Origin of the sequence: Phaeovulum vinaykumarii (assembly GCF_900156695.1) — a bacterium.
Taxonomy (GTDB): domain Bacteria; phylum Pseudomonadota; class Alphaproteobacteria; order Rhodobacterales; family Rhodobacteraceae; genus Bieblia_A; species Bieblia_A vinaykumarii.
Window position 1 is genome coordinate 103,824 of the sequence record NZ_FTOM01000002.1, and the last position, 18,836, is coordinate 122,659.

The window sequence follows — 18,836 nt, forward strand, 5'->3', positions numbered from 1 at the left end:
ACCTCGACCTGATCGGCCCGTTCATGCTGTCCCTGCGCTTTCGCCTTCTTCTGCTGCCCGCCCTTCTGGGCGCGCTGGCGCTGATGTCATGGGGGCAGGGCGCGCGGGCCGAAAGCGGTCTGCGCCCGCTTCTGACCGGGGACCAGTCCCGCGGCTGGGAGGCCGTCGGCCGGCTGGATCTGGGGCCGGACGCCTTCTGCACCGGCGCGCTGATCGCCCCCGACCTGGTGCTGACGGCGGCGCATTGCCTGTTCGCCCGTGACGGCGGCCGGATGATCGACCCGGCCGAGATCCGCTTTTCCGCCGGTCTGCGCAACGGGCGCGCGGTGGCCTATCGCGGGGCGCGCCGCGTCGTCGTGCATCCGCGCTATGACTATGCCCAGGCCGACCGGCTGGACCGCGTGGCCTGGGACGTGGCGCTGGTCGAGCTGGATCGCCCGATCCGCCTGCCCTCCATCCATCCCTTCGCGCTCGATCCCGCGCCGCAGATGGGCGAGGAGGTCGGCGTGGTCTCCTATGCCCGCGACCGCGCCGAGGCGCCCTCGCTCCAGGAGGTCTGCTCGATCCTGGGGCGCGACCACCAGGTGGTGCTGATGTCCTGTTCGGCGGAATTCGGGGCCTCGGGGGCGCCGGTCTTCGTGCTGCGCCAGGGCGCGCCGCATATCGTTTCGGTGGTGTCGGCCAAGACCGAGATGGGCGGCCGGCCGCTGTCGCTGGGCACCACGGTCGAGACGGTGGCGGCGCTGAAGGCGGCGCTGGATGCCGGCGAGGGCGGCCAGATCCGCGCCGGCGCCGGGGCCAAGTTCCTGCGCCCCTGACCGCCCCCGACCTGCGCCGGCCCTGGGTCTTGAAACCCGTTTCGCAATGCCCAGATCAGGGGGGTCGCGGTGCCATGACGGGCCGCGACGGCAAGCGCCCGGCCCCGGACGGGGCGGGCAGAGATCATCGCTCAAGAGAGGATGTCCCCATGCGAACCTTTGACTTTTCGCCCCTTTATCGTGCCACCATCGGCTTTGACCGCGTTGCCGATCTGATGGATCGTGCGCTGGCCGCCGATATCAGCCAGCCCAGCTATCCGCCCTACAACATCGAGAAGACGGGCGATGACGCCTATCGTATTTCGATCGCGGTGGCGGGCTTTGCCTCGGACGAGCTGAACGTCGAGATGCGCGATGGCGCGCTGATCATCTCGGCCCGCAAGGCGGTCGAGGAAGGGGAACGCACCTATCTGCATCGCGGGATCGCCACCCGCGCCTTCGAGCGCCGCTTTGCGCTGGCCGACCATGTGAAGGTCACCGGCGCGACGCATCTGGACGGGATGCTGCATGTCGATCTGGTGCGCGAAGTGCCCGAGGCGCTGAAGCCCCGCCGCATCGAGATCGCCGGGCCTGCCCGCGCGGAAACCCGCGTCAAGGCCGGCGCGATCGACAAGGTGGAAGAGGCCGTCGAGGCCTGAGGTTCCTGGCTGTAAGGGCCTGCCGGGGCAACCCGGCCGGCCCCCCATCACACACACAGACCGCGGCCCGCGACGATGGGCCGGACATGGAAAAGGCCGCCCCGTGACAGGGCGGCCTTTCCATATGTCCGGTCCGGCGGGCCGGATCAGTTCTGGAGCGGGCGGACGTCGATGTCGCCCTCGGCGCGCGATTTCATCGCCGCGACCGAGGCGATCGAGGCCGCGGCCGTGGTGAAATAGGGGATCTTGTCATAGAGCGCGACGGCCCGGATCTCGCGGCTGTCGGCCACGGCCTGCGCGCCTTCGGTGGTGTTCAGCACCAGCGTGATCTCGCCGTTCTTGAGGCTGTCGACGATGTTGGGCCGGCCCTCATAGACCTTGTTGACCACCTCGGCCTCGATCCCGTGGCCATGCAGGAAGGCCGCCGTGCCGCGGGTGGCGATGATCGAGAAGCCCATCTCGACCAGATCGCGCGCGGCCTGCGCCAGAGGCGCGGTCTTGTCGGCATCCTTGATCGACAGGAACACCTTGCCGCTTTCGGGCAGATGCGTGCCCGCGCCCATCTGCGCCTTGAGGAAGGCGCGCGGGAAGTTGCGATCCCAGCCCATGACCTCGCCGGTCGAGCGCATCTCCGGGCCCAGCAGGGTGTCGACGCCGGGGAAGCGCGCAAACGGCAGCACCGCTTCCTTGACCGAGAACCACGGCGTCTTCGGATCGGCCAGCGTCAGCGGATCGGCGAAGGGCAGCGGCGTTTCCGGGCCCACGCCCTCGGGGTAGGGGGCGCGCATCGGGAAGGCCGAGAGCGGCTCGCCCGCCATCAGCCGCGCCGCGATCGAGGCAATGGCGCTGTCGGTGGCCTTGGCCACGAAGGGCACGGTGCGCGAGGCGCGCGGGTTCACCTCGAGAACGTAGATCACCCCATCCTTGATGGCGAATTGCACGTTCATCAGCCCCACGACATTGAGCCCCAGCGCCAGCTTGCGCGCCTGTTCATGCAGTTCGGTCACGATCTCGGGCGACAGCGAATAGGGCGGCAGCGAGCAGGCCGAATCGCCCGAATGGACGCCGGCTTCCTCGATGTGCTGCATGATCCCGGCGACATGGACATCCTTGCCGTCGCACAGCGCATCCACGTCCACCTCGATGGCGCCGGACAGGTAGCTGTCCAGCAGGACGGGGCTCTTGCCCGACACGACCACGGCATCGCGGATGTAGCGGCGCAGGTGGTCCATGTCGCGCACGATCTCCATGGCGCGGCCGCCCAGCACATAGGACGGGCGGATGACCAGCGGGAAGCCCACCTCCTCGGCGATGCGCAGGGCCTCGGCATCCGAGGCGGCGATGCCGTTGACCGGCTGTTTCAGGCCCAGCTCGTGCAGCAGGTTCTGGAAGCGCTCGCGGTCCTCGGCCAGGTCGATCGCATCGGGCGAGGTGCCCAGGATCGGGATGCCCGCCTCTTCCAGAGCATTGGCCAGCTTGAGCGGGGTCTGGCCGCCGAATTGCACGATGACGCCGTGCAGCGTGCCCTTCTCCTGTTCGACGCGCAGGATCTCGAGGACGTGCTCGAGGGTCAGCGGTTCGAAATAGAGCCGGTCCGAGGTGTCATAATCGGTCGAGACGGTCTCGGGGTTGCAGTTGATCATGATCGTCTCGTAGCCGACCTTGGTCAGCGCGAAACAGGCATGGCAGCAGCAATAGTCGAATTCGATCCCCTGGCCGATGCGGTTGGGCCCGCCGCCCAGGATCACCACCTTCTTGCGGTCCGAGGGACGCGCCTCGCATTCCACCTCGCCCATCGCGGGGACTTCGTAGGTGGAATACATGTAGGGGGTCTGGGCCTCGAATTCGGCGGCGCAGGTGTCGATGCGCTTGAACACGGCCTTCACGCCCAGATTGGCGCGGGCACGGCGGATCTGGTCCTCGTCGCGGCCGGTCAGCGTGGCCAGGCGCGCATCGGTGAAGCCCATCATCTTGAGCCGGCGCAACCCGGCTTCGTCCAGCGGCAGGCCGGTCTTGCGGATCTCGTCCTCGGTGGTGACGATCTCGCGGATGCGGGCCAGGAACCACGGGTCGAAGGCGGTGGCGTGCTGGATCTCGTCATCGGACAGCCCGTGGCGCATGGCCTGCGCGATCAGGCGCAGCCGGTCGGGTGTCTGCGCCGAGATCGCCTTGATGACCGCGGCCTTGTCGGGCGCGCCGGGGATGGCGATCTCGTCGAAGCCGGTCAGGCCGGTCTCCATCGAGGCCAGCGCCTTCTGCACCGATTCGTGGAAGGTCCGGCCGATGGCCATGGCCTCGCCCACCGATTTCATGGCGGTGGTCAGTTCGGGCTTCGAGCCGGGGAATTTCTCGAAGGCAAAGCGCGGGATCTTGGTGACCACATAGTCGATCGTGGGCTCGAAGCTGGCGGGCGTCACCTTGGTGATGTCGTTGTCCAGCTCGTCAAGCGTATAGCCCACGGCCAGCTTGGCGGCGATCTTGGCGATCGGGAAGCCCGTCGCCTTGGACGCCAGCGCCGAGGACCGCGACACCCGCGGGTTCATCTCGATCACGACCATGCGCCCGTCCCTGGGGTTGATCGCCCATTGCACGTTCGAGCCGCCGGTTTCCACGCCGATCTCGCGCAGGACGGCAATCGAGCCGTTGCGCATGATCTGGTATTCCTTGTCGGTCAGCGTCAGCGCGGGCGCCACGGTGATGCTGTCGCCGGTGTGCACCCCCATCGGGTCCACGTTCTCGATGGAACAGACGATGATGGCGTTGTCAGCCTTGTCGCGGACAACCTCCATCTCGTATTCCTTCCAGCCCAGCAGGCTTTCGTCGACCAGGATCTGCGCCACGGGCGAGGCATCGAGGCCGCTCCGGCAGATCGCCTCATAGTCGTCGCGGTTATAGGCCACGCCGCCGCCGGTGCCGCCCAGGGTGAAGGCGGGGCGGATGATCGCCGGCAGGCCGATATGCTCGAGCTCGACCAGCGCCTGGCGCACGCCCTCGTTGACGTCATATTTGCCGTTCGGCAGCTTGGGGGCGGCGACGATGGTCGCCTTGGGGTTTTCCAGCCCGATCCGGTCCATCGCCTCGCGGAACAGCTTGCGGTCCTCGGCCATCTCGATGGCGGCGCGGTTGGCCCCGATCAGCTCGACCCCGAATTTCTCCAGCACGCCCATGTCGGCCAGCGCCAGCGAGGTGTTCAGCCCGGTCTGCCCGCCCATCGTCGGCAGCAGGGCGTCGGGGCGTTCCTTCTCGATGATCTTGGCCACCACCTCGGGGGTGATCGGCTCGATATAGGTGGCGTCGGCCATCTCGGGGTCGGTCATGATCGTGGCCGGGTTCGAGTTGACCAGGATCACGCGATAGCCTTCCTCGCGCAGGGCCTTGCAGGCCTGGGCGCCGGAATAGTCGAATTCGCAGGCCTGCCCGATGACGATGGGCCCGGCACCGATGATCAGAATGGACTGGATATCGGTTCTCTTCGGCATCGGTGGACCCCTTCGCTAGATTCGCGGCAGCACAATGGGCGGGGTCCGGTTGGCCCCGCGCAAATTGATGGGGGTTATAGACCCGCGGGCCGGGCGTGCAAGCCTTCAAATGGGCCGCCCGCGAAATGTGCCGCCCGGCGCCCTTTGCACGGGGCCGCGCCCGGCGCGACCTTGACTTTCGCGCCCCTGCGCGGTTGAAGCGGCGGAACGCTTTATGCCTCGCAAGAAGGGGAGAACCATGCACGCCTTCCGCAGCCACACCTGTGCGGCGCTGAACAAGGACCACGCCGGTCAGAATGTCCGCCTTGCGGGCTGGGTGCACCGGGTGCGCGACCACGGGGGGGTGCTGTTCATCGACCTGCGCGATCATTACGGCATCACCCAGGTGCTGTGCGACGGCGACAGCCCCGCCTTTGCCGCGCTGGAGAAGGTGCGCGCCGAATGGGTGATCCGCATCGACGGCACCGTGAAGCTGCGCGCGCCCGATCTGGTCAACCCCAAGATCCCGACCGGCGAGATCGAGGTCTATGTCCGCGACCTCGAGGTTCTGGGCGCGGTCGAGGGCGACCTGCCGCTGCCGGTCTTCGGCGAGCAGGATTATCCCGAGGAAACCCGCCTGACCTATCGCTTCCTCGACCTGCGCCGCGAGGGGCTGCATCAGAACATGATGCTGCGCTCGAACGTGGTGCGCAGCCTGCGCAACCGCATGTGGGACGCGGGCTTCAACGAATATCAGACGCCGATCATCACCGCCTCCTCGCCCGAGGGGGCGCGTGACTTCCTGGTGCCCTCGCGGCTGCATCCGGGCAAGTTCTACGCGCTGCCGCAGGCGCCCCAGCAGTTCAAGCAGCTGATCATGGTGGCGGGCTTCGACCGCTATTTCCAGATCGCGCCCTGCTTCCGCGACGAAGATCCGCGCGCCGACCGCTCGCCCACCGACTTCTACCAGCTCGACGTCGAGATGAGCTTCGTCGAGCAGGAGGATGTCTTTGCCGCCGTCCAGCCGGTGATCCAGGGCCTGTTCGAGGAATTCGGCAATGGCCGCAAGGTCGACGCGGACTGGCCCCGCATCGCCTATCGTGACGCCATGCTGTGGTATGGCTCGGACAAGCCCGACCTGCGCAACCCGATCAAGATGGCCGATGTCTCGGAGCATTTCCGCGGCTCGGGCTTTGCCATCTTCGCCAAGCTCCTCGAGACCGAGGGCACCGAGATCCGCGCCATCCCCGCCCCCACGGGCGGAAGCCGCAAGTTCTGCGACCGGATGAACGCCTTTGCCCAGGCCAACGGCCTGCCCGGCATGGGCTATATCTTCTGGCGGCCTAAGGGCGCGGAAGCCAAAGAGCGAAAGTGGACTGAGGCGGTACGCTTCGCACTATTCGGTGAAACGCCTAGTGCGGCCGCTCGACTGTTGACTGAGGGAATGAAAGAAGCAGAAGACGCCAAGATTGCCGAACAAATCGCGGAGTTGCTGAAACTCGGCGAAGTTGAGCGCGCCCGCAATCTTATGAATGGCGCTTTCGGGGACATCGAACCCGCGGGCCCGATCGCCAAGGCGCTGGGGCCGGAGCGCACCGAGGCGATCCGCGTGCAGATGGGCCTGGGCGAGGGCGACGCGGTGTTCTTCCTTGGCGGCAAGGCCGAGCAATTCGAAGCCGTTGCCGGCCGCGCGCGCAACGAGATCGGGCGCGAGCTGGGTCTGACCGAGACCGATACCTTCCGCTTCTGCTGGATCGTCGATTTCCCGATGTACGAGAAGGACGACGAGGGCAAGATCGACTTCAGCCACAACCCCTTCTCGATGCCGCAGGGCGGGATGGAGGCGCTGATGGGCGATCCGCTCGAGGTGCTGGGCTATCAATATGACCTGGCCTGCAACGGCTACGAGCTGGTGTCGGGCGCGATCCGGAACCACAAGCTCGACATCATGTTCAAGGCGTTCGAGCTGGCGGGCTATCCCCCCGAGGAGGTCGAGAAACGCTTTGGCGGCATGGTCAAGGCGTTCCGCTATGGCGCGCCGCCCCACGGCGGCTGCGCGGCCGGGATCGACCGGATCGTGATGCTTCTGGCCGACACGGCCAACATCCGCGAGGTCATCATGTTCCCGATGAACCAGCAGGCCAGCGACCTGATGATGGGCGCGCCCTCCGAGCCCACCAACGAACAGCTGCGCGAACTGGGCCTGCGGGTGATCCCGAAGGAATGAGGCGGGGTGGGCGGGCGCGCTCTCGGGCGCGCCTGCTGTGCCGCGAAGCAGGGCCTCACGAAACAGGGCGCTTACGCCATGAAGAAGGGGCCGCGGATCGCCGCGGCCCCTTTCGTATTCTGTCCCTGGTCGTCCCCGGTGGGGCGCTCAGGCGCGCTTTGCCATTGCCACATCCAGCACGCCCAGAACCTTTTCCTCGATCGCGGCGGCGTTGAGCTGGGCATGGGCATACATCGCCGAGGGGCTGGCGTGGTTGATGAAGATGTCGGGCAGCACCATCGAACGGTAGCGCAGCCCGCGATCCAGCGCGCCTTCCTCGAACAGCAGATGCGCGACATGGCTGCCAAAGCCGCCCACGGCGCCTTCCTCGATGGTGATCAGCGCCTCGTGTTCGCGGGCCAGGCGCAAGATCAGGTCGCGGTCCAGCGGCTTGGCAAAGCGGGCATCGGCCACGGTCGGGGTGATGCCGCGCGCCATCAGCGATTCGCGCGCCTCCATCACATGCGACAGGCGGGTGCCAAAGGACAGGATGGCCACGCGCGTGCCCTCGGCCACGATGCGGCCCTTGCCGATCTCGAGGATCTCGCCGTGCTCGGGCAGCTCGACGCCGGTGCCTTCGCCGCGCGGATAGCGGAAGGCGATCGGGCCTTCGTCATAGGCAGTGGCGGTGGCCACCATGTGGCGCAGCTCGGCTTCGTCGGCGGCGGCCATCATCACCATGCCCGGCAGGTTGGTCAGGAAGCCGATGTCGAAGCTGCCGGCATGGGTGGCGCCGTCCTGGCCGACCAGACCCGCGCGGTCGATGGCAAAGCGCACCGGAAGCTTCTGGATCGCCACATCATGCACGATCTGGTCATAGCCGCGTTGCAGGAAGGTCGAATAGATCGCGCAGAAGGGTTTCATCCCCCCCGCGGCCATCCCCGCCGAGAAGGTCACCGCATGCTGTTCGGCGATGCCCACGTCGAAGGTGCGGCGCGGAAAGCGCTTGGCAAAGAGATCAAGGCCGGTGCCTTCGGGCATGGCGGCGGTGACCGCCACGATCTTGTCGTCGCGCTCGGCCTCGTCGATCAGCGAAGTGGCGAAGACCTTGGTGTAGCTGGGCGCGTTCGAGGGCGCCTTGATCTGCTGGCCGGTCGCCGGGTCAAAGCGCGCGGTGGCGTGGCGGCGGTCGGCGGCGCCTTCGGCCGGGGCGAAGCCCTTGCCCTTCTTGGTTACCACATGGATCAGCGTCGGGCCGGTGGCGCGCGATTTCAGCATGCGGAACAGCGGCAGCAGCTGTTCCATGTCATGGCCATCGACCGGGCCGACATAGTTGAAGCCCAGCTCCTCGAAGAGGGTGCCGCCGACGGCCATGCCCTTGAGCATCTCCTTGGCGCGGCGCGCGCCTTCCTGGAAGGGTTCGGGCAAGAGACCCACCGCGCCCTTGGCCGCGGCGCGCAGATCCTGGAACGGCGCGCCGGTATAGAGGCGCGTCAGATAGGACGACAGCGCCCCCACCGGCGGCGAGATCGACATCTCGTTGTCGTTGAGCACGACGAAGACGCGCTTGCCCAGGTGGCCGGCGTGGTTCAGCGCCTCGAAGGCCATGCCGCCGGTCATCGCGCCGTCACCGATCACGGCGATGGCATCGCCCGGATCGCCGCCCAGCTCGCGCGCCATCGAAAAGCCCACGGCCGCCGAGATCGAGGTCGAGGAATGGCCCGCGCCGAAGGGGTCATAGCTGCTTTCGGTGCGCTTGGTGAAGCCCGACAGCCCGCCCTCCATGCGCAAGGTGCGGATGCGGTCGCGCCGGCCGGTCAGGATCTTGTGCGGATAGCACTGGTGACCCACGTCCCAGATGATCTTGTCGCGCGGCGTGTCGAACACCGCATGCAGCGCCACGGTCAGTTCCACCACGCCCAGGCCCGCGCCCAGGTGCCCGCCGGTCTCGGATACCGCCGAGATCGTTTCCTCGCGCAATTCATGGGCAAGCTGGGCAAGCTCCCTGTCGGACAGGGTCTTCATGTCGGTGGGCAGGTTCACCCGATCAAGCGTCGGGGTCTGCGGGCGAGCGGACATGGGGTGTCCTCCGGCTGGGTCAGTTCTTTCTAGCGATAACGAAGCGGGCTGCGGCTCGCAAGTTGTCCGCTGTCGCACCATAGGGTTCGAGCGCGTCGCAGGCCTCGTGCACCAGTTCGGCCGCGCGCGCCTGCGCCCCCTCGAGGCCCAGCAGCGACACGAAGGTCGCCTTGCCGGCATCGGCATCCTTGCCGACGCGCTTGCCGGTCACTTCCTCGTCGCCGGTCTCGTCCAGGATGTCGTCGGCGATCTGGAACGCCAGGCCCAGCGCCTGGGCATAGCGGCGCAGCGGCGCGCGGTCGGCTCCGGCCAGGATCGCGCCGGCTTCGGCGGCAAAGACGATCAGCGCGCCGGTCTTGCCGGCCTGAAGCGCGGTGATCTCCTCAAGGGTCAGCGGCCGGCCGGCGCTTTCGGCGGCAATGTCGAGCGCCTGGCCATGCACCATCCCTTCGACGCCCGAGGCCCGCGCCAGCGCCGCGACCAGTTCGATGCGCCGCTCGGCCGGGCCCATCGCCGGGTCGCAGCACAGCTCGAAGGCCAGCGTCTGGAGCGCGTCGCCCGCCAGAACCGCGGTCACCTCGTCCCATTTGACATGGACGGTGGGCTGGCCGCGGCGCAGGTCGTCGTCATCCATGCAGGGCATGTCGTCATGGACCAGCGAATAGGCATGCAGCGCCTCGATCGCGGCGGCGGCCGACATCGCCTGGGCATCCGCCAGCCCGTGCACCCGTGCCCCTTCCAGTACCAGGAAGGCGCGCAGCCGCTTGCCGCCCTGGCAGGCATAGCGCATGGCCTCGGTCAGGGGCGTCTCGGGGCGGTTGGCCAGGCTTGCGTCCAGCGCGGCCTGCACGGCGCGCTGCACCTCGGTCAGACGGGTCTCAAACATTCACTGCCCTTCCAGCGGCTGCGTCGAGACGGCTTCGCCGGTCTCGCTCAGGGTGATCTTCTCGACGCGATCCTCGGCCGCCTTCAGGAGCTTGTCGCAATGGCTGCGCAATTGCGCGCCCCGCTCGTAAAGCGCGATGGAGGCCTCGAGCGTCACCTGACCCTGTTCGAGATCGCGGACCACCTTTTCCAGGGCAGCCATCGCGTCTTCGAAGCTCATCGCGGAGATGTCGTCCATGCCACCGTCTTCCCTTCGTCCTCGGATGCCTCGTGCAGCGCCGCGACGGGGGCCGCGGCGGATGCTGCACGTGCTTCTAGATCATATCCGCCGGCAAGCGTCGAGACTAGCCGACCGCGGCAGCATGCCCCGGCGGTGCCGCACCTCCCGACGCGGGCCCGCGTGTGGCGCGTGCGTCAGGTGGGGCGCCGTCATTTTGCGGTCAGATGGTCGGGGCCGTGGCCGGTGATGACCACCTCGACCAGCGTGCCCTCGGGGCGGGGGTGGGTCAGGCGGACCTCGGTGAAGGCCTCGGTGCGGCCCATCAGCGGCCCTTCGGTCAGGATCACATGGCGCTGGCCGATCTGCGCCTGAAGATGGCGGGTCAGCGCCGCATCGCCCACGGCGCGCAGCCGCGCGGCGCGGTCGCGGATGACCGGGCCGGGCAGTTGCGGCATCCGGGCCGCGGGCGTGCCCTTGCGCGCCGAGAAGGGAAAGACATGCAAAAAGCTCAGCCCGCAATCCTCGACCAGGGCCAGCGTGTCGGCGAACATCTCCTCGGTCTCGGTTGGAAAGCCCGCGATCAGATCGGCCCCCAGCGCCAGGCCGGGGCGGGCCGCGCGCACCGCGGCGCAGAAGTCGACCGCCTGGGCGCGGGTATGGCGGCGCTTCATCCGCTTGAGGATCATGTCGTTACCCGATTGCAGCGACAGATGCAGATGCGGCATCAGCCGGGGCTCGGCCAGGATCAGCTCTAGCAGCTCGGGGTCGGTCTCGATCTGGTCGATCGACGACAGCCGCAGCCGCGGCAGATCGGGCACCAGCCGCAGGATGCGCCCGACCAGATTGCCCAGCCGCGGCGCGCCGGGCAGATCCGCCCCCCACGAGGTCAGATCGACGCCCGACAGCACCACCTCGGCAAAGCCGCGGTCGACGAGGCGGCGGATCTGCTCGACCACGACCCCGGCGGGCACCGAGCGCGAATTGCCCCGGCCGAAGGGGATGATGCAGAAGGTGCAGCGGTGATCGCAGCCGTTCTGGACCTGCACATAGGCGCGGTGGCGCCCGAAGCCGTCGATCAGATGGCCGGCGGTCTCGCGCACCGAGAAGATGTCATCGACCTGCACCCGCGCGCCCTCGTCGCCAAGGGCCAGCGCCGACCAGGTGGCGGGCTCCATCTTCTCGGCATTGCCGATGACGCGGGCGACCTCGGGCATGGCGGCAAAGGTCTCGGGCTCGGTCTGGGCCGCGCAGCCGGTGACGATGATCGGCGCGCCGGGGTTCTCGCGGGCCAGGCGCCGGATCTCCTGGCGGGCCTTGCGCACGGCCTCGGCGGTCACGGCGCAGGTGTTGACGATCAGCGCGCCCTTCAGGCCTGCGGTCTCGGCCATCTCGCGCATGGCCTCGGATTCCCAGGCGTTCAGCCGGCAGCCCAGCGTGGTCAGCCGCGGCGGCGCGCTCATCCCAGCGCCTCCGCGATGAAGGCGGGCGTGATCACCCCGTCGCAGACATGCGCGGTCGGCCCCTCCATCCAGACGCCGTCGTCGCGCCAGTCCACGACCAGCGTGCCGCCGTCGAGATCGAGGGTCACGCGCCGCCCCGTCAGCCCGCGCCGTGCCGCCGCCACCGCCGTGGCGCAGCTTGACGAGCCCGAGGCCAGCGTGACGCCCGCGCCGCGCTCCCAGACCCGCATGCGGATGCGGTCGGGGCCGGTGATCTGCGCCACCTGAACGTTGGTGCGCTGGGGAAACAGCGGGTGATGTTCATGCGCGGGGCCGAATCGGTCCAGATCGACCGCGGCGACATCGTCCACGAAGAAGGTGCAATGCGGATTGCCCATCGAGGTCGCCAGCGGCGCACCGGGGATCGGCAGCGCGTCCACGTCCACCGGCTCGGCCAGCGGGATCTGCGCCCAGTCGAGGATCGGCGCGCCCATGTTGACCCGCGTGATCCCCGCCCCACCCCGTTCGGCCGCCAGAAGGCCGCGTTCGGTGCGCAGGCGCAGCCGGTCGGTGCCGCGCTCGGCCAGCAGATGCGCGGCGATGCAGCGGGTCGCATTGCCGCAGGTCGCCGAGCCGGACCCATCGGCATTGAGAAACGTCAGATGCGCATCGGCCTGGTCGTCTTCGGCGATCAGCGCCAGCTGGTCAAAGCCGATCCCCTTGCGCCGGTCGGCGATGGCCAGCGCCAGCGCGGGCGGAATGGCAAGCCCCGCAAGGGGGCCGCGGGTGTCGATCACCACGAAATCGTTGCCCAGGCCGTGCATCTTCATGAACGGCAGGCCGGTGGCGCGGATCTGGGAAAGGGCTGTGTCTGTCATGGCGTTCCTCTAGCGGCCGGACAGGGATTCGACCAGAGAAACGATTTTATGTCGTTTCGCTCTTGACCGCCCCGTCCGGGGTTTATAGGAAGCGCCCGTGACGTGATGGGCCGTTAGCTCAGTTGGTAGAGCAACTGACTTTTAATCAGTGGGTCACAGGTTCGAATCCTGTACGGCTCACCATCACCTCTCCCGAAAATGCCTGTAGATCAGGATGATGGGCCAGCCTCCGGGCTGGCCCTTCGGCGTTTCGGGGCCTGATTCTGTTCCCCGACACCGGCCGCGGCATGCGCGGGCGGCGGCGCACAAGGCCTTGGCCGCATCGGCGCGTGCCATGCGGGGAATGGCGCCTGGGCGCCTCCTTTGCCAAAGGCGGGCTCAGTTCTCCTGCGAATCGTCCAGCCGGTCGGTCAGGGCGCGCAGTTCGGCATCAAGCCACACCCGCCCGCGGTCGATGGTCTCGACAAAGGTGCCCAGTGCGGGCGCCAGGGCCGGAACGCGCGCGGCGATCTGGGGCGCGCTGGCATAGACGCCCAGGCCCGCCGCCGCGACCGCCAGTGCCAGACCGAAGCCCAGCCGGAACCCCGATCGGTTGCGCGCCACGGTTTCGGGGGCGTCGGCGGCCACGGGATCGCCCGCGCGTTCGGATGTGGCGCGCAGGGTCGAGTTGATCTCCTCGATGTCGGGCAGACGGTCGCGGCGCGGCGGCGGATCGGGTTCAGGATCGGGATCGGGCGCAGGGAAGTCCGCCACGGGGGTGGCGGGCGCAGTCGCTTCGGCGGCATAGGCGCCGCTGCCGGCCATCATTGCCGCGATTTCCGCGTCGGGGTCGGCGGCCGCCTCTGCCTCCGGGGCATCCTCGGGCAGGCCGGCTTCGCGGCGGCGGGCGCGGGCCTCGCGTTCGGCCTCCTCGCGCAGGACCGCCATCAGCGACGGGTCCAGGCTGCGGCGCGGGGCGGGGGGCGCCTCCTCGGAAGGGGCCACCGCTTCGGTGTCGGCGTCGGGCGCCGGTTCCGGCGCTTCGGGCTCGGGCGCCTCGGCCTCGGGGGCCTCGACCTCGGGCGCGCCGGGTTCGACCTCGGGGGCCTCGGGCATGTCGGGGGCTTCGGGCGGCGCAGCACCCTCGGGCAACTGGAACCAGGCATGGCCGCAGTTCGAGCATTGCACATCGCGCCCGCTGTCCGGGATCACGCTGTCATCGACCACATACTGGGCGTTGCAGTTCGGGCATATCAGGCGCATTCGGCACAACCCCGCGCTCTTGCTGGCCACTGACGCCGGCCATTCTGGCTTTTGGTTTGCGCATGTTGTAGCAAGCAAGCATCGGTTCTCCAAGCCTTTAGGGGGGATCTGACGCCGCGGACAGCGGTGCGAACGGCAGGATCGGAGCAGGGCGTGATCGAACTCGAATCGGTGGCGATGAGCTATGGCGGCGGCGAGCTTCTGTCGGACATGACGCTGCGCCTGCTGCCCGGATCGTTCCATTTCCTGACCGGGCCTTCGGGCGCGGGCAAGACCACCTTTCTCAAGCTGTGCTACGGCGAGCTGATGCCCTCGGCCGGGCGGCTGACCCTGTTCGGGCAGGATCTGCGCGACATGAGCCGCGATGACATTGCCGCGCTGCGGTCGCGGATCGGGGTCGTGCATCAGGATTGCCAGTTCCTGGACCACCTGCCCCTGATCGAGAACGTGGCGCTGCCGCTGACGGTTGCCGGCCAGGCCGCGAATACGACCGAGCTGCGCGAGCTTCTGGGCTGGGTGGGCCTTTGGTCGCAGCGGGGCGCGCTGCCGCCGCAATTGTCGGGCGGCGAGCGTCAGCGTGCTGCGCTGGCGCGGGCGGTGATTCGCGCCCCCGAGGTGATCCTGGCCGACGAACCCACCGGCAACATCGACTGGGAAATGTCGCTGCGGCTGCTGAAGCTGCTGGTCGAGCTGAACCGCATGGGCAAGACCATCGTGATCGCCACGCATGACCTGAACCTGATCCGCACGACCAAGGCGCAGGTGGCCGCGCGCGTGCTGCGCATCCAGAACCGGCGGCTGCATCTGGCGGGGGCGGACCTGTGAGCGGCGGCGGGCGCATCCGGCGGCTGCTGGGCGGGCTGTCGCGCCCGCAAGGGGCGGCGCGCGTGGTGCCGCCGTCGGGTTCGACCGCGCATCTGACGGTGCTGACGGCGGGGGCGATGGCCTTTCTGGCGGTCTTCGCGCTGGCGCTGTCGCTGGCCTCGGGGCGGCTGGCCGACCGCTGGTCCGAGGCGCTGGCGCGCACGGCGACGGTGCGCATCTCGGCGCCCGAGGCCCAGCTCGAGGCGCAGACCCGCGCGGTTCTGGCGATCCTTGATACCACGCCGGGCATCGAGACCGCACGCGCGCTCGATGCCGCGGAAATGCGCGGCGCGCTCGAACCCTGGTTCGGCCCCGATCTGCCCATCGAGACGTTGCCCCTGCCGCAGCTGGTCGAGATCATCGAAAGCCCCGAGCGCCCCTTCGACGCCGAGGGCCTGCGCTTGCGGCTGGCGGCCGAGGTGCCGGGCGCCGTGCTCGACGATCATACCCGCTGGCGCCGCCCGCTGGTCGAGGCGGCGGGCCGCATCCGGCTGCTGGGGCTGATGGCGCTGGGGCTGATCGGGGCGGCGATGGCCGGGCTGATCACGCTGGCCGCCCAGGCGGCGCTGGCGGCCAACGGCCAGGTGATCCGGGTGCTGCGTCTTGTCGGCGCGCGCGACACCTTCATCGCGCGCGCCTTCGTGCGCCGCTTCACCTCGCGCGGGTTTGTCGGCGCGCTGGTGGGGACCGCCTGCGGCATGGGGGCGGTGGCGGCGCTGCCCGCGGCCGATGCGGCGGGGGGCTTTCTGACCGGGCTGGGCTTTGCGGGGCTGCACTGGCTCTGGCCGCTGGCCATTCCGCCGCTGGCCGCCATCGTTGCCTATATCGCCACGCGCCAGGCGGCGTTGCGCATGCTCAAGGGAATCCGCTAGGGACGCGGGCGATCGGAGACCACATGAAACTTGTCACCCAATACCTGCTGTCGTTCCTCTTCATCGTGCAGATGTACGTGATGATGGCGCTGTTCGCCACGCTGGGCATTCCGCTGGCGCTTCTGGGCGGGCGGGCCGGCGCGGTCCGTGTCGTGCGCGCCTATTGTCACTGGGTGCGCTGGAGCGCGCGGGTGATGGTGGGCCTGCGCTCCGAGATCCGGGGCGAGGTGCCCGCGGGCGACGTTCTGGTCTGTGCCAAGCACCAGTCGTTCTTCGACATCATCCTGATCATGTCGGCGCTGCCGCAGGGGCGCTTCATCATGAAGAAGGAGCTGCGCTTCACCCCCTTCGTGGGCTGGTATGCGAAATGGATCCGCTGCATCCCGGTCGATCGCGGCAAGAAGGGCGCCGCCATCAAGGCGATGATCGCCGCGCTTCGGGCCGACGACCAGGGCGGGCAGCTCATCATCTTTCCGCAAGGAACCCGTGTCGCCGCCGGCGTGCGCCAGCCCTACAAGGTGGGCGCGGCCGTTCTTTACGACGAGATGAAGCTGCCCTGCGTGCCGGTGGCGGTAAATGTGGGCGTGTTCTGGCCGCGCCACGGCATCCTGCGCAAGCCGGGGTTGGCGGTGGCCGAATTCCTGCCGCCCATCGCGCCCGGCCTCGAGGCGCGCGCGTTCCTCGAGACCCTCGAGACGCGGATCGAGACCAATTCGGACCGGCTGATGGCCGAGGCGGGGTTGATCGTGCCGCCCGCCAGCCCCGCGACATGAAGAAACCCCCGCCGCAAGGGGCGGGGGCTTGGGCGGGGCTTTGCATGTCCTGACGGCGTGTCGGGAAGGGGGGCGGATCAGGCCGCCAGCCCCTGCGCCCCCATCTTGAGAAACTTGCGCCGCCGCTCGGCCTTGAGCGTGGCGCGGTCTTTGCCGTCGAACTGTCGCAGCAGGGCCTCGATCTCGCGGCCGACGGCGGCGATCGTGTCCTCGCGGCCGCGCTGGGCGCCGCCCAGCGGCTCGGGGATGATGCGGTCGATCACGCCCAGCTTCAGCAGATCCTGCGCGGTCAGGCGCAGCGCCTCGGCGGCCTCGCGCATCTTGTCGGAATCCTTCCACAGGATCGAGGCGCAGCCCTCGGGCGAGATCACCGAATAGACGGAATGTTCCAGCATCGCCACGCGGTTGGCGGTGGCAAAGGCAACCGCGCCACCCGAGCCGCCCTCGCCGATGACGACCGACACGAGCGGCACGCCCAGTTCGAGACATTTCTCGGTCGAGCGCGCGATGGCCTCGGCCTGGCCGCGTTCCTCGGCGCCCTTGCCGGGATAGGCGCCGGGGGTGTCGACCAGCGTGATGACCGGCAGGTTGAAGCGGTCGGCCATGTCCATCAACCGGATCGCCTTGCGATAGCCCTCGGGGCGGGCCATGCCGAAATTGCGCTCGATCCGGGTGCGGGTGTCATGGCCCTTCTCGTGGCCGATCACCACCACGGGCCGGTCGCTGAGCCGCGCCAGACCACCCATGACGGCGTGGTCATCGGCAAAGTTGCGATCCCCCGCCAGCGGCGTGAAATCGGTGAACAGCGCTTCGATGTAATCCTTGCAATGCGGTCGGTCGGGGTGCCGCGCCACCTGGCATTTGCGCCAGGGCGTCAGGCCCTTGTAAAGCTCGCGCAGCATGTCGGCGGCCTTCTTGTCGAGGGCCGAGGCCTCCTTGTCGACATCCATGCCGGGGGTCTTGCGGGCCAGCGCGCGCAGCTCTTCGGCCTTGCCTTCGATTTCGGCGAGGGGCTTTTCGAATTCGAGATAGGTCATCTTCCGGCTCCGTCAGGGCTGGCGACTATATGATCCGCGCCCGCGGGAAATGCAACGGATGCAGGCAGGGCGGATGTTCGCAGGCAGCCGCGCGCCGGTGCCGCGGGGGTATCGGTGGGGGGGGGACGGAAAGCCGGTGCCGCCCGTTGGGCGGGGGGGGGCTCCGGGGGCCCGACCCTTGCGGGCCGGCTTCTCCCGGCCCCCGGAAACTGGGGCCCGGCCCGCCGATGCGCGGGGGCCGGGGAACTGGAATGCGGGCTCAGCCGGCGATCATCTCGGACTGGCGCACGATGACCTCGGCCTGGCGGATAGAGGCGATGTCGACCAGACGGCCCTTGTAGACGGTGGCGCCGGCGCCTTCGGCCTTGGCTTTCTCCATCGCGGCCAGGATCTCGCGGGCCTCGGCCACGGCGGCCTCGGAGGGGGTGAAGACCTCGTTGGCCAGCGCGACCTGCTTGGGATGGATCGCCCATTTGCCGACCATGCCCAGCGTGGCCGAACGCAGCGCCTGGGCGCGGAAGCCCTCGTCGTCGGAGAAATCGCCGAAGGGGCCGTCCACGGGCAGGATGCCATGCGTGCGGCAGGCCGCGACGATGGCGGTTTGCGCCCAATGCCACGGGTCAGCCCAATATTTGGCGCCCTCGCGCAGCATGTAGTAGTTTTCCTGCGTCCCGCCGATCCCGGTGGTGGCCATCCCCATCGAGGCGGCGAAATCGGCGGCGCCCAGGCTCATCGCCTGGAGGCGCGGCGAGGCGGCGGCGATTTCCTCGACATGGGCGATGCCCGCGGCCGATTCGATGATGACCTCGAGGCTGATGCGCTTCTTGCGGCCCTTGGCGGCCTCGACCGCGGTGACCAGCGCGTCCACGGCATAGATGTCGGCCGCGCAGCCCACCTTGGGGATCATGATCTGGTCGATGCGCTCCGAGCCTTCCTCGAGCAGCTCGACCACATCGCGGTACCAATAGGGCGTGTCCAGCCCGTTGATGCGCACCGACAGATACTTGTTGCCCCAGTCCACGTCATGGCTGGCGGCGATGATGTTCTTGCGCGCCTGGGCCTTGTCGTCGGGGGCCACCGAATCCTCGAGGTCGAGGTTGATGACATCGGCGGCCGAGGCGGCCATCTTCTCGAAGATCGCCGGACGCGAGCCGGGTCCGAACAGCTGGCAGCGGTTCGGACGGGCGGGGGCGGGTGGCTGGGTGCGGAAGCTCATGTCAGGGCCTTTCGCAATGATGTTTCGTTTGCAATTGCAGGTGGGATATTATGTTGCGCGCGTTGTTTCAAGCGTGCTTTTGCAGGTGCAGCATATTTGAGCGGCGCGCATTCTGACGCGGCAATGATCACAATCGTGCAATATTCTTCTGTAGAATGCAGATTTCGCAGAAGAAAAATGCGAAAATATCGTTACAGGCGCCCCACTTTCC

15 protein-coding genes and 1 tRNA gene are annotated in these 18,836 nt (G+C 68.5%); 7 read left to right on the plus strand and 9 right to left on the minus strand.

Going from position 1 to position 18,836, the window contains the following annotated elements:
• The first annotated feature begins 23 nt into the window (after positions 1 to 23).
• Positions 24 to 818, plus strand: a complete 795-nt coding sequence (locus BW949_RS04770) for a trypsin-like serine peptidase (protein ID WP_235816206.1) — start codon at positions 24 to 26, stop codon at positions 816 to 818.
• Positions 819 to 967: 149 nt separating this feature from the next.
• Complete coding sequence (locus tag BW949_RS04775) at positions 968 to 1,456, plus strand: Hsp20 family protein (protein ID WP_076363815.1); 489 nt, start codon at positions 968 to 970, stop codon at positions 1,454 to 1,456.
• Positions 1,457 to 1,602: 146 nt separating this feature from the next.
• Here the strand turns inward: BW949_RS04775 and carB are convergent, their stop codons facing one another.
• Positions 1,603 to 4,935 carry a carbamoyl-phosphate synthase large subunit gene (carB, locus tag BW949_RS04780; protein ID WP_076363816.1) on the minus strand — a complete coding sequence of 1,111 codons (3,333 nt, stop codon included), beginning with the start codon at positions 4,933 to 4,935 and terminating at the stop codon, positions 1,603 to 1,605.
• Positions 4,936 to 5,173: 238 nt separating this feature from the next.
• Between carB and aspS the strand changes: the two genes are divergently transcribed.
• Positions 5,174 to 7,141 carry an aspartate--tRNA ligase gene (gene aspS / locus BW949_RS04785; RefSeq protein WP_076363817.1) on the plus strand — a complete coding sequence of 656 codons (1,968 nt, stop codon included), beginning with the start codon at positions 5,174 to 5,176 and terminating at the stop codon, positions 7,139 to 7,141.
• Between the two features lie 147 nt (positions 7,142 to 7,288).
• On the opposite strand, the gene dxs is transcribed toward aspS, so the two are convergent.
• The 5 genes from dxs to dapF all read right to left on the minus strand — a co-directional run bounded on the left by dxs (position 7,289) and on the right by dapF (position 12,621).
• Entirely contained in the window at positions 7,289 to 9,199 is a 1,911-nt protein-coding gene (dxs, locus tag BW949_RS04790) for a 1-deoxy-D-xylulose-5-phosphate synthase (protein WP_076363818.1), read from the minus strand.
• 19 nt (positions 9,200 to 9,218) lie between these two features.
• Positions 9,219 to 10,085 carry a polyprenyl synthetase family protein gene (locus tag BW949_RS04795; RefSeq protein WP_076363819.1) on the minus strand — a complete coding sequence of 289 codons (867 nt, stop codon included), beginning with the start codon at positions 10,083 to 10,085 and terminating at the stop codon, positions 9,219 to 9,221.
• Positions 10,086 to 10,322: an exodeoxyribonuclease VII small subunit gene (locus tag BW949_RS04800; protein WP_076363820.1), complete on the minus strand. Its 237-nt coding sequence runs from the start codon at positions 10,320 to 10,322 to the stop codon at positions 10,086 to 10,088. It abuts the gene before it with no gap.
• A 191-nt stretch (positions 10,323 to 10,513) separates the two neighbouring features.
• Positions 10,514 to 11,764 carry a tRNA (N(6)-L-threonylcarbamoyladenosine(37)-C(2))-methylthiotransferase MtaB gene (mtaB, locus tag BW949_RS04805; RefSeq protein WP_076363821.1) on the minus strand — a complete coding sequence of 417 codons (1,251 nt, stop codon included), beginning with the start codon at positions 11,762 to 11,764 and terminating at the stop codon, positions 10,514 to 10,516.
• A complete protein-coding gene (dapF, locus tag BW949_RS04810) occupies positions 11,761 to 12,621 on the minus strand; it encodes a diaminopimelate epimerase (protein WP_076363822.1) in 861 nt (286 codons plus the stop codon). The genes mtaB and dapF overlap by 4 nt, the downstream gene beginning before the upstream one ends.
• Positions 12,622 to 12,728: 107 nt before the next feature.
• On the opposite strand from dapF, the gene BW949_RS04815 reads away from it, so the two are divergent.
• A tRNA-Lys gene (locus BW949_RS04815) sits at positions 12,729 to 12,804 on the plus strand.
• A 195-nt stretch (positions 12,805 to 12,999) separates the two neighbouring features.
• On the opposite strand, the gene BW949_RS04820 is transcribed toward BW949_RS04815, so the two are convergent.
• Positions 13,000 to 13,863, minus strand: coding sequence for a zinc-ribbon domain-containing protein (locus BW949_RS04820; protein ID WP_076363823.1), 864 nt, complete (start codon positions 13,861 to 13,863; stop codon positions 13,000 to 13,002).
• Between the two features lie 153 nt (positions 13,864 to 14,016).
• Here BW949_RS04820 and BW949_RS04825 point away from each other — a divergent pair, with 153 nt between their 5' ends.
• Genes BW949_RS04825 through BW949_RS04835 form a run of 3 tightly spaced genes read left to right on the plus strand, consistent with a single transcriptional unit; the run spans position 14,017 to position 16,372 of the window.
• Positions 14,017 to 14,688 carry a cell division ATP-binding protein FtsE gene (locus BW949_RS04825; protein ID WP_076363824.1) on the plus strand — a complete coding sequence of 224 codons (672 nt, stop codon included), beginning with the start codon at positions 14,017 to 14,019 and terminating at the stop codon, positions 14,686 to 14,688.
• Positions 14,685 to 15,599, plus strand: a complete 915-nt coding sequence (locus BW949_RS04830) for a cell division protein FtsX (RefSeq protein WP_407947251.1) — start codon at positions 14,685 to 14,687, stop codon at positions 15,597 to 15,599. Before BW949_RS04825 ends, BW949_RS04830 begins: the two co-directional genes overlap by 4 nt.
• Positions 15,600 to 15,622: 23 nt before the next feature.
• A complete protein-coding gene (locus BW949_RS04835) occupies positions 15,623 to 16,372 on the plus strand; it encodes a lysophospholipid acyltransferase family protein (protein WP_076363825.1) in 750 nt (249 codons plus the stop codon).
• 77 nt (positions 16,373 to 16,449) lie between these two features.
• Here BW949_RS04835 and BW949_RS04840 read toward each other — a convergent pair whose 3' ends face one another.
• The gene (locus BW949_RS04840) at positions 16,450 to 17,409 is read right to left on the minus strand and encodes an acetyl-CoA carboxylase carboxyltransferase subunit alpha (RefSeq protein ID WP_076363826.1); all 960 of its coding nucleotides are present in this window, start codon (positions 17,407 to 17,409) and stop codon (positions 16,450 to 16,452) included.
• A 259-nt stretch (positions 17,410 to 17,668) separates the two neighbouring features.
• Entirely contained in the window at positions 17,669 to 18,625 is a 957-nt protein-coding gene (locus BW949_RS04845; protein ID WP_076363827.1) for an L-malyl-CoA/beta-methylmalyl-CoA lyase, read from the minus strand.
• Positions 18,626 to 18,836 lie beyond the last annotated feature (211 nt).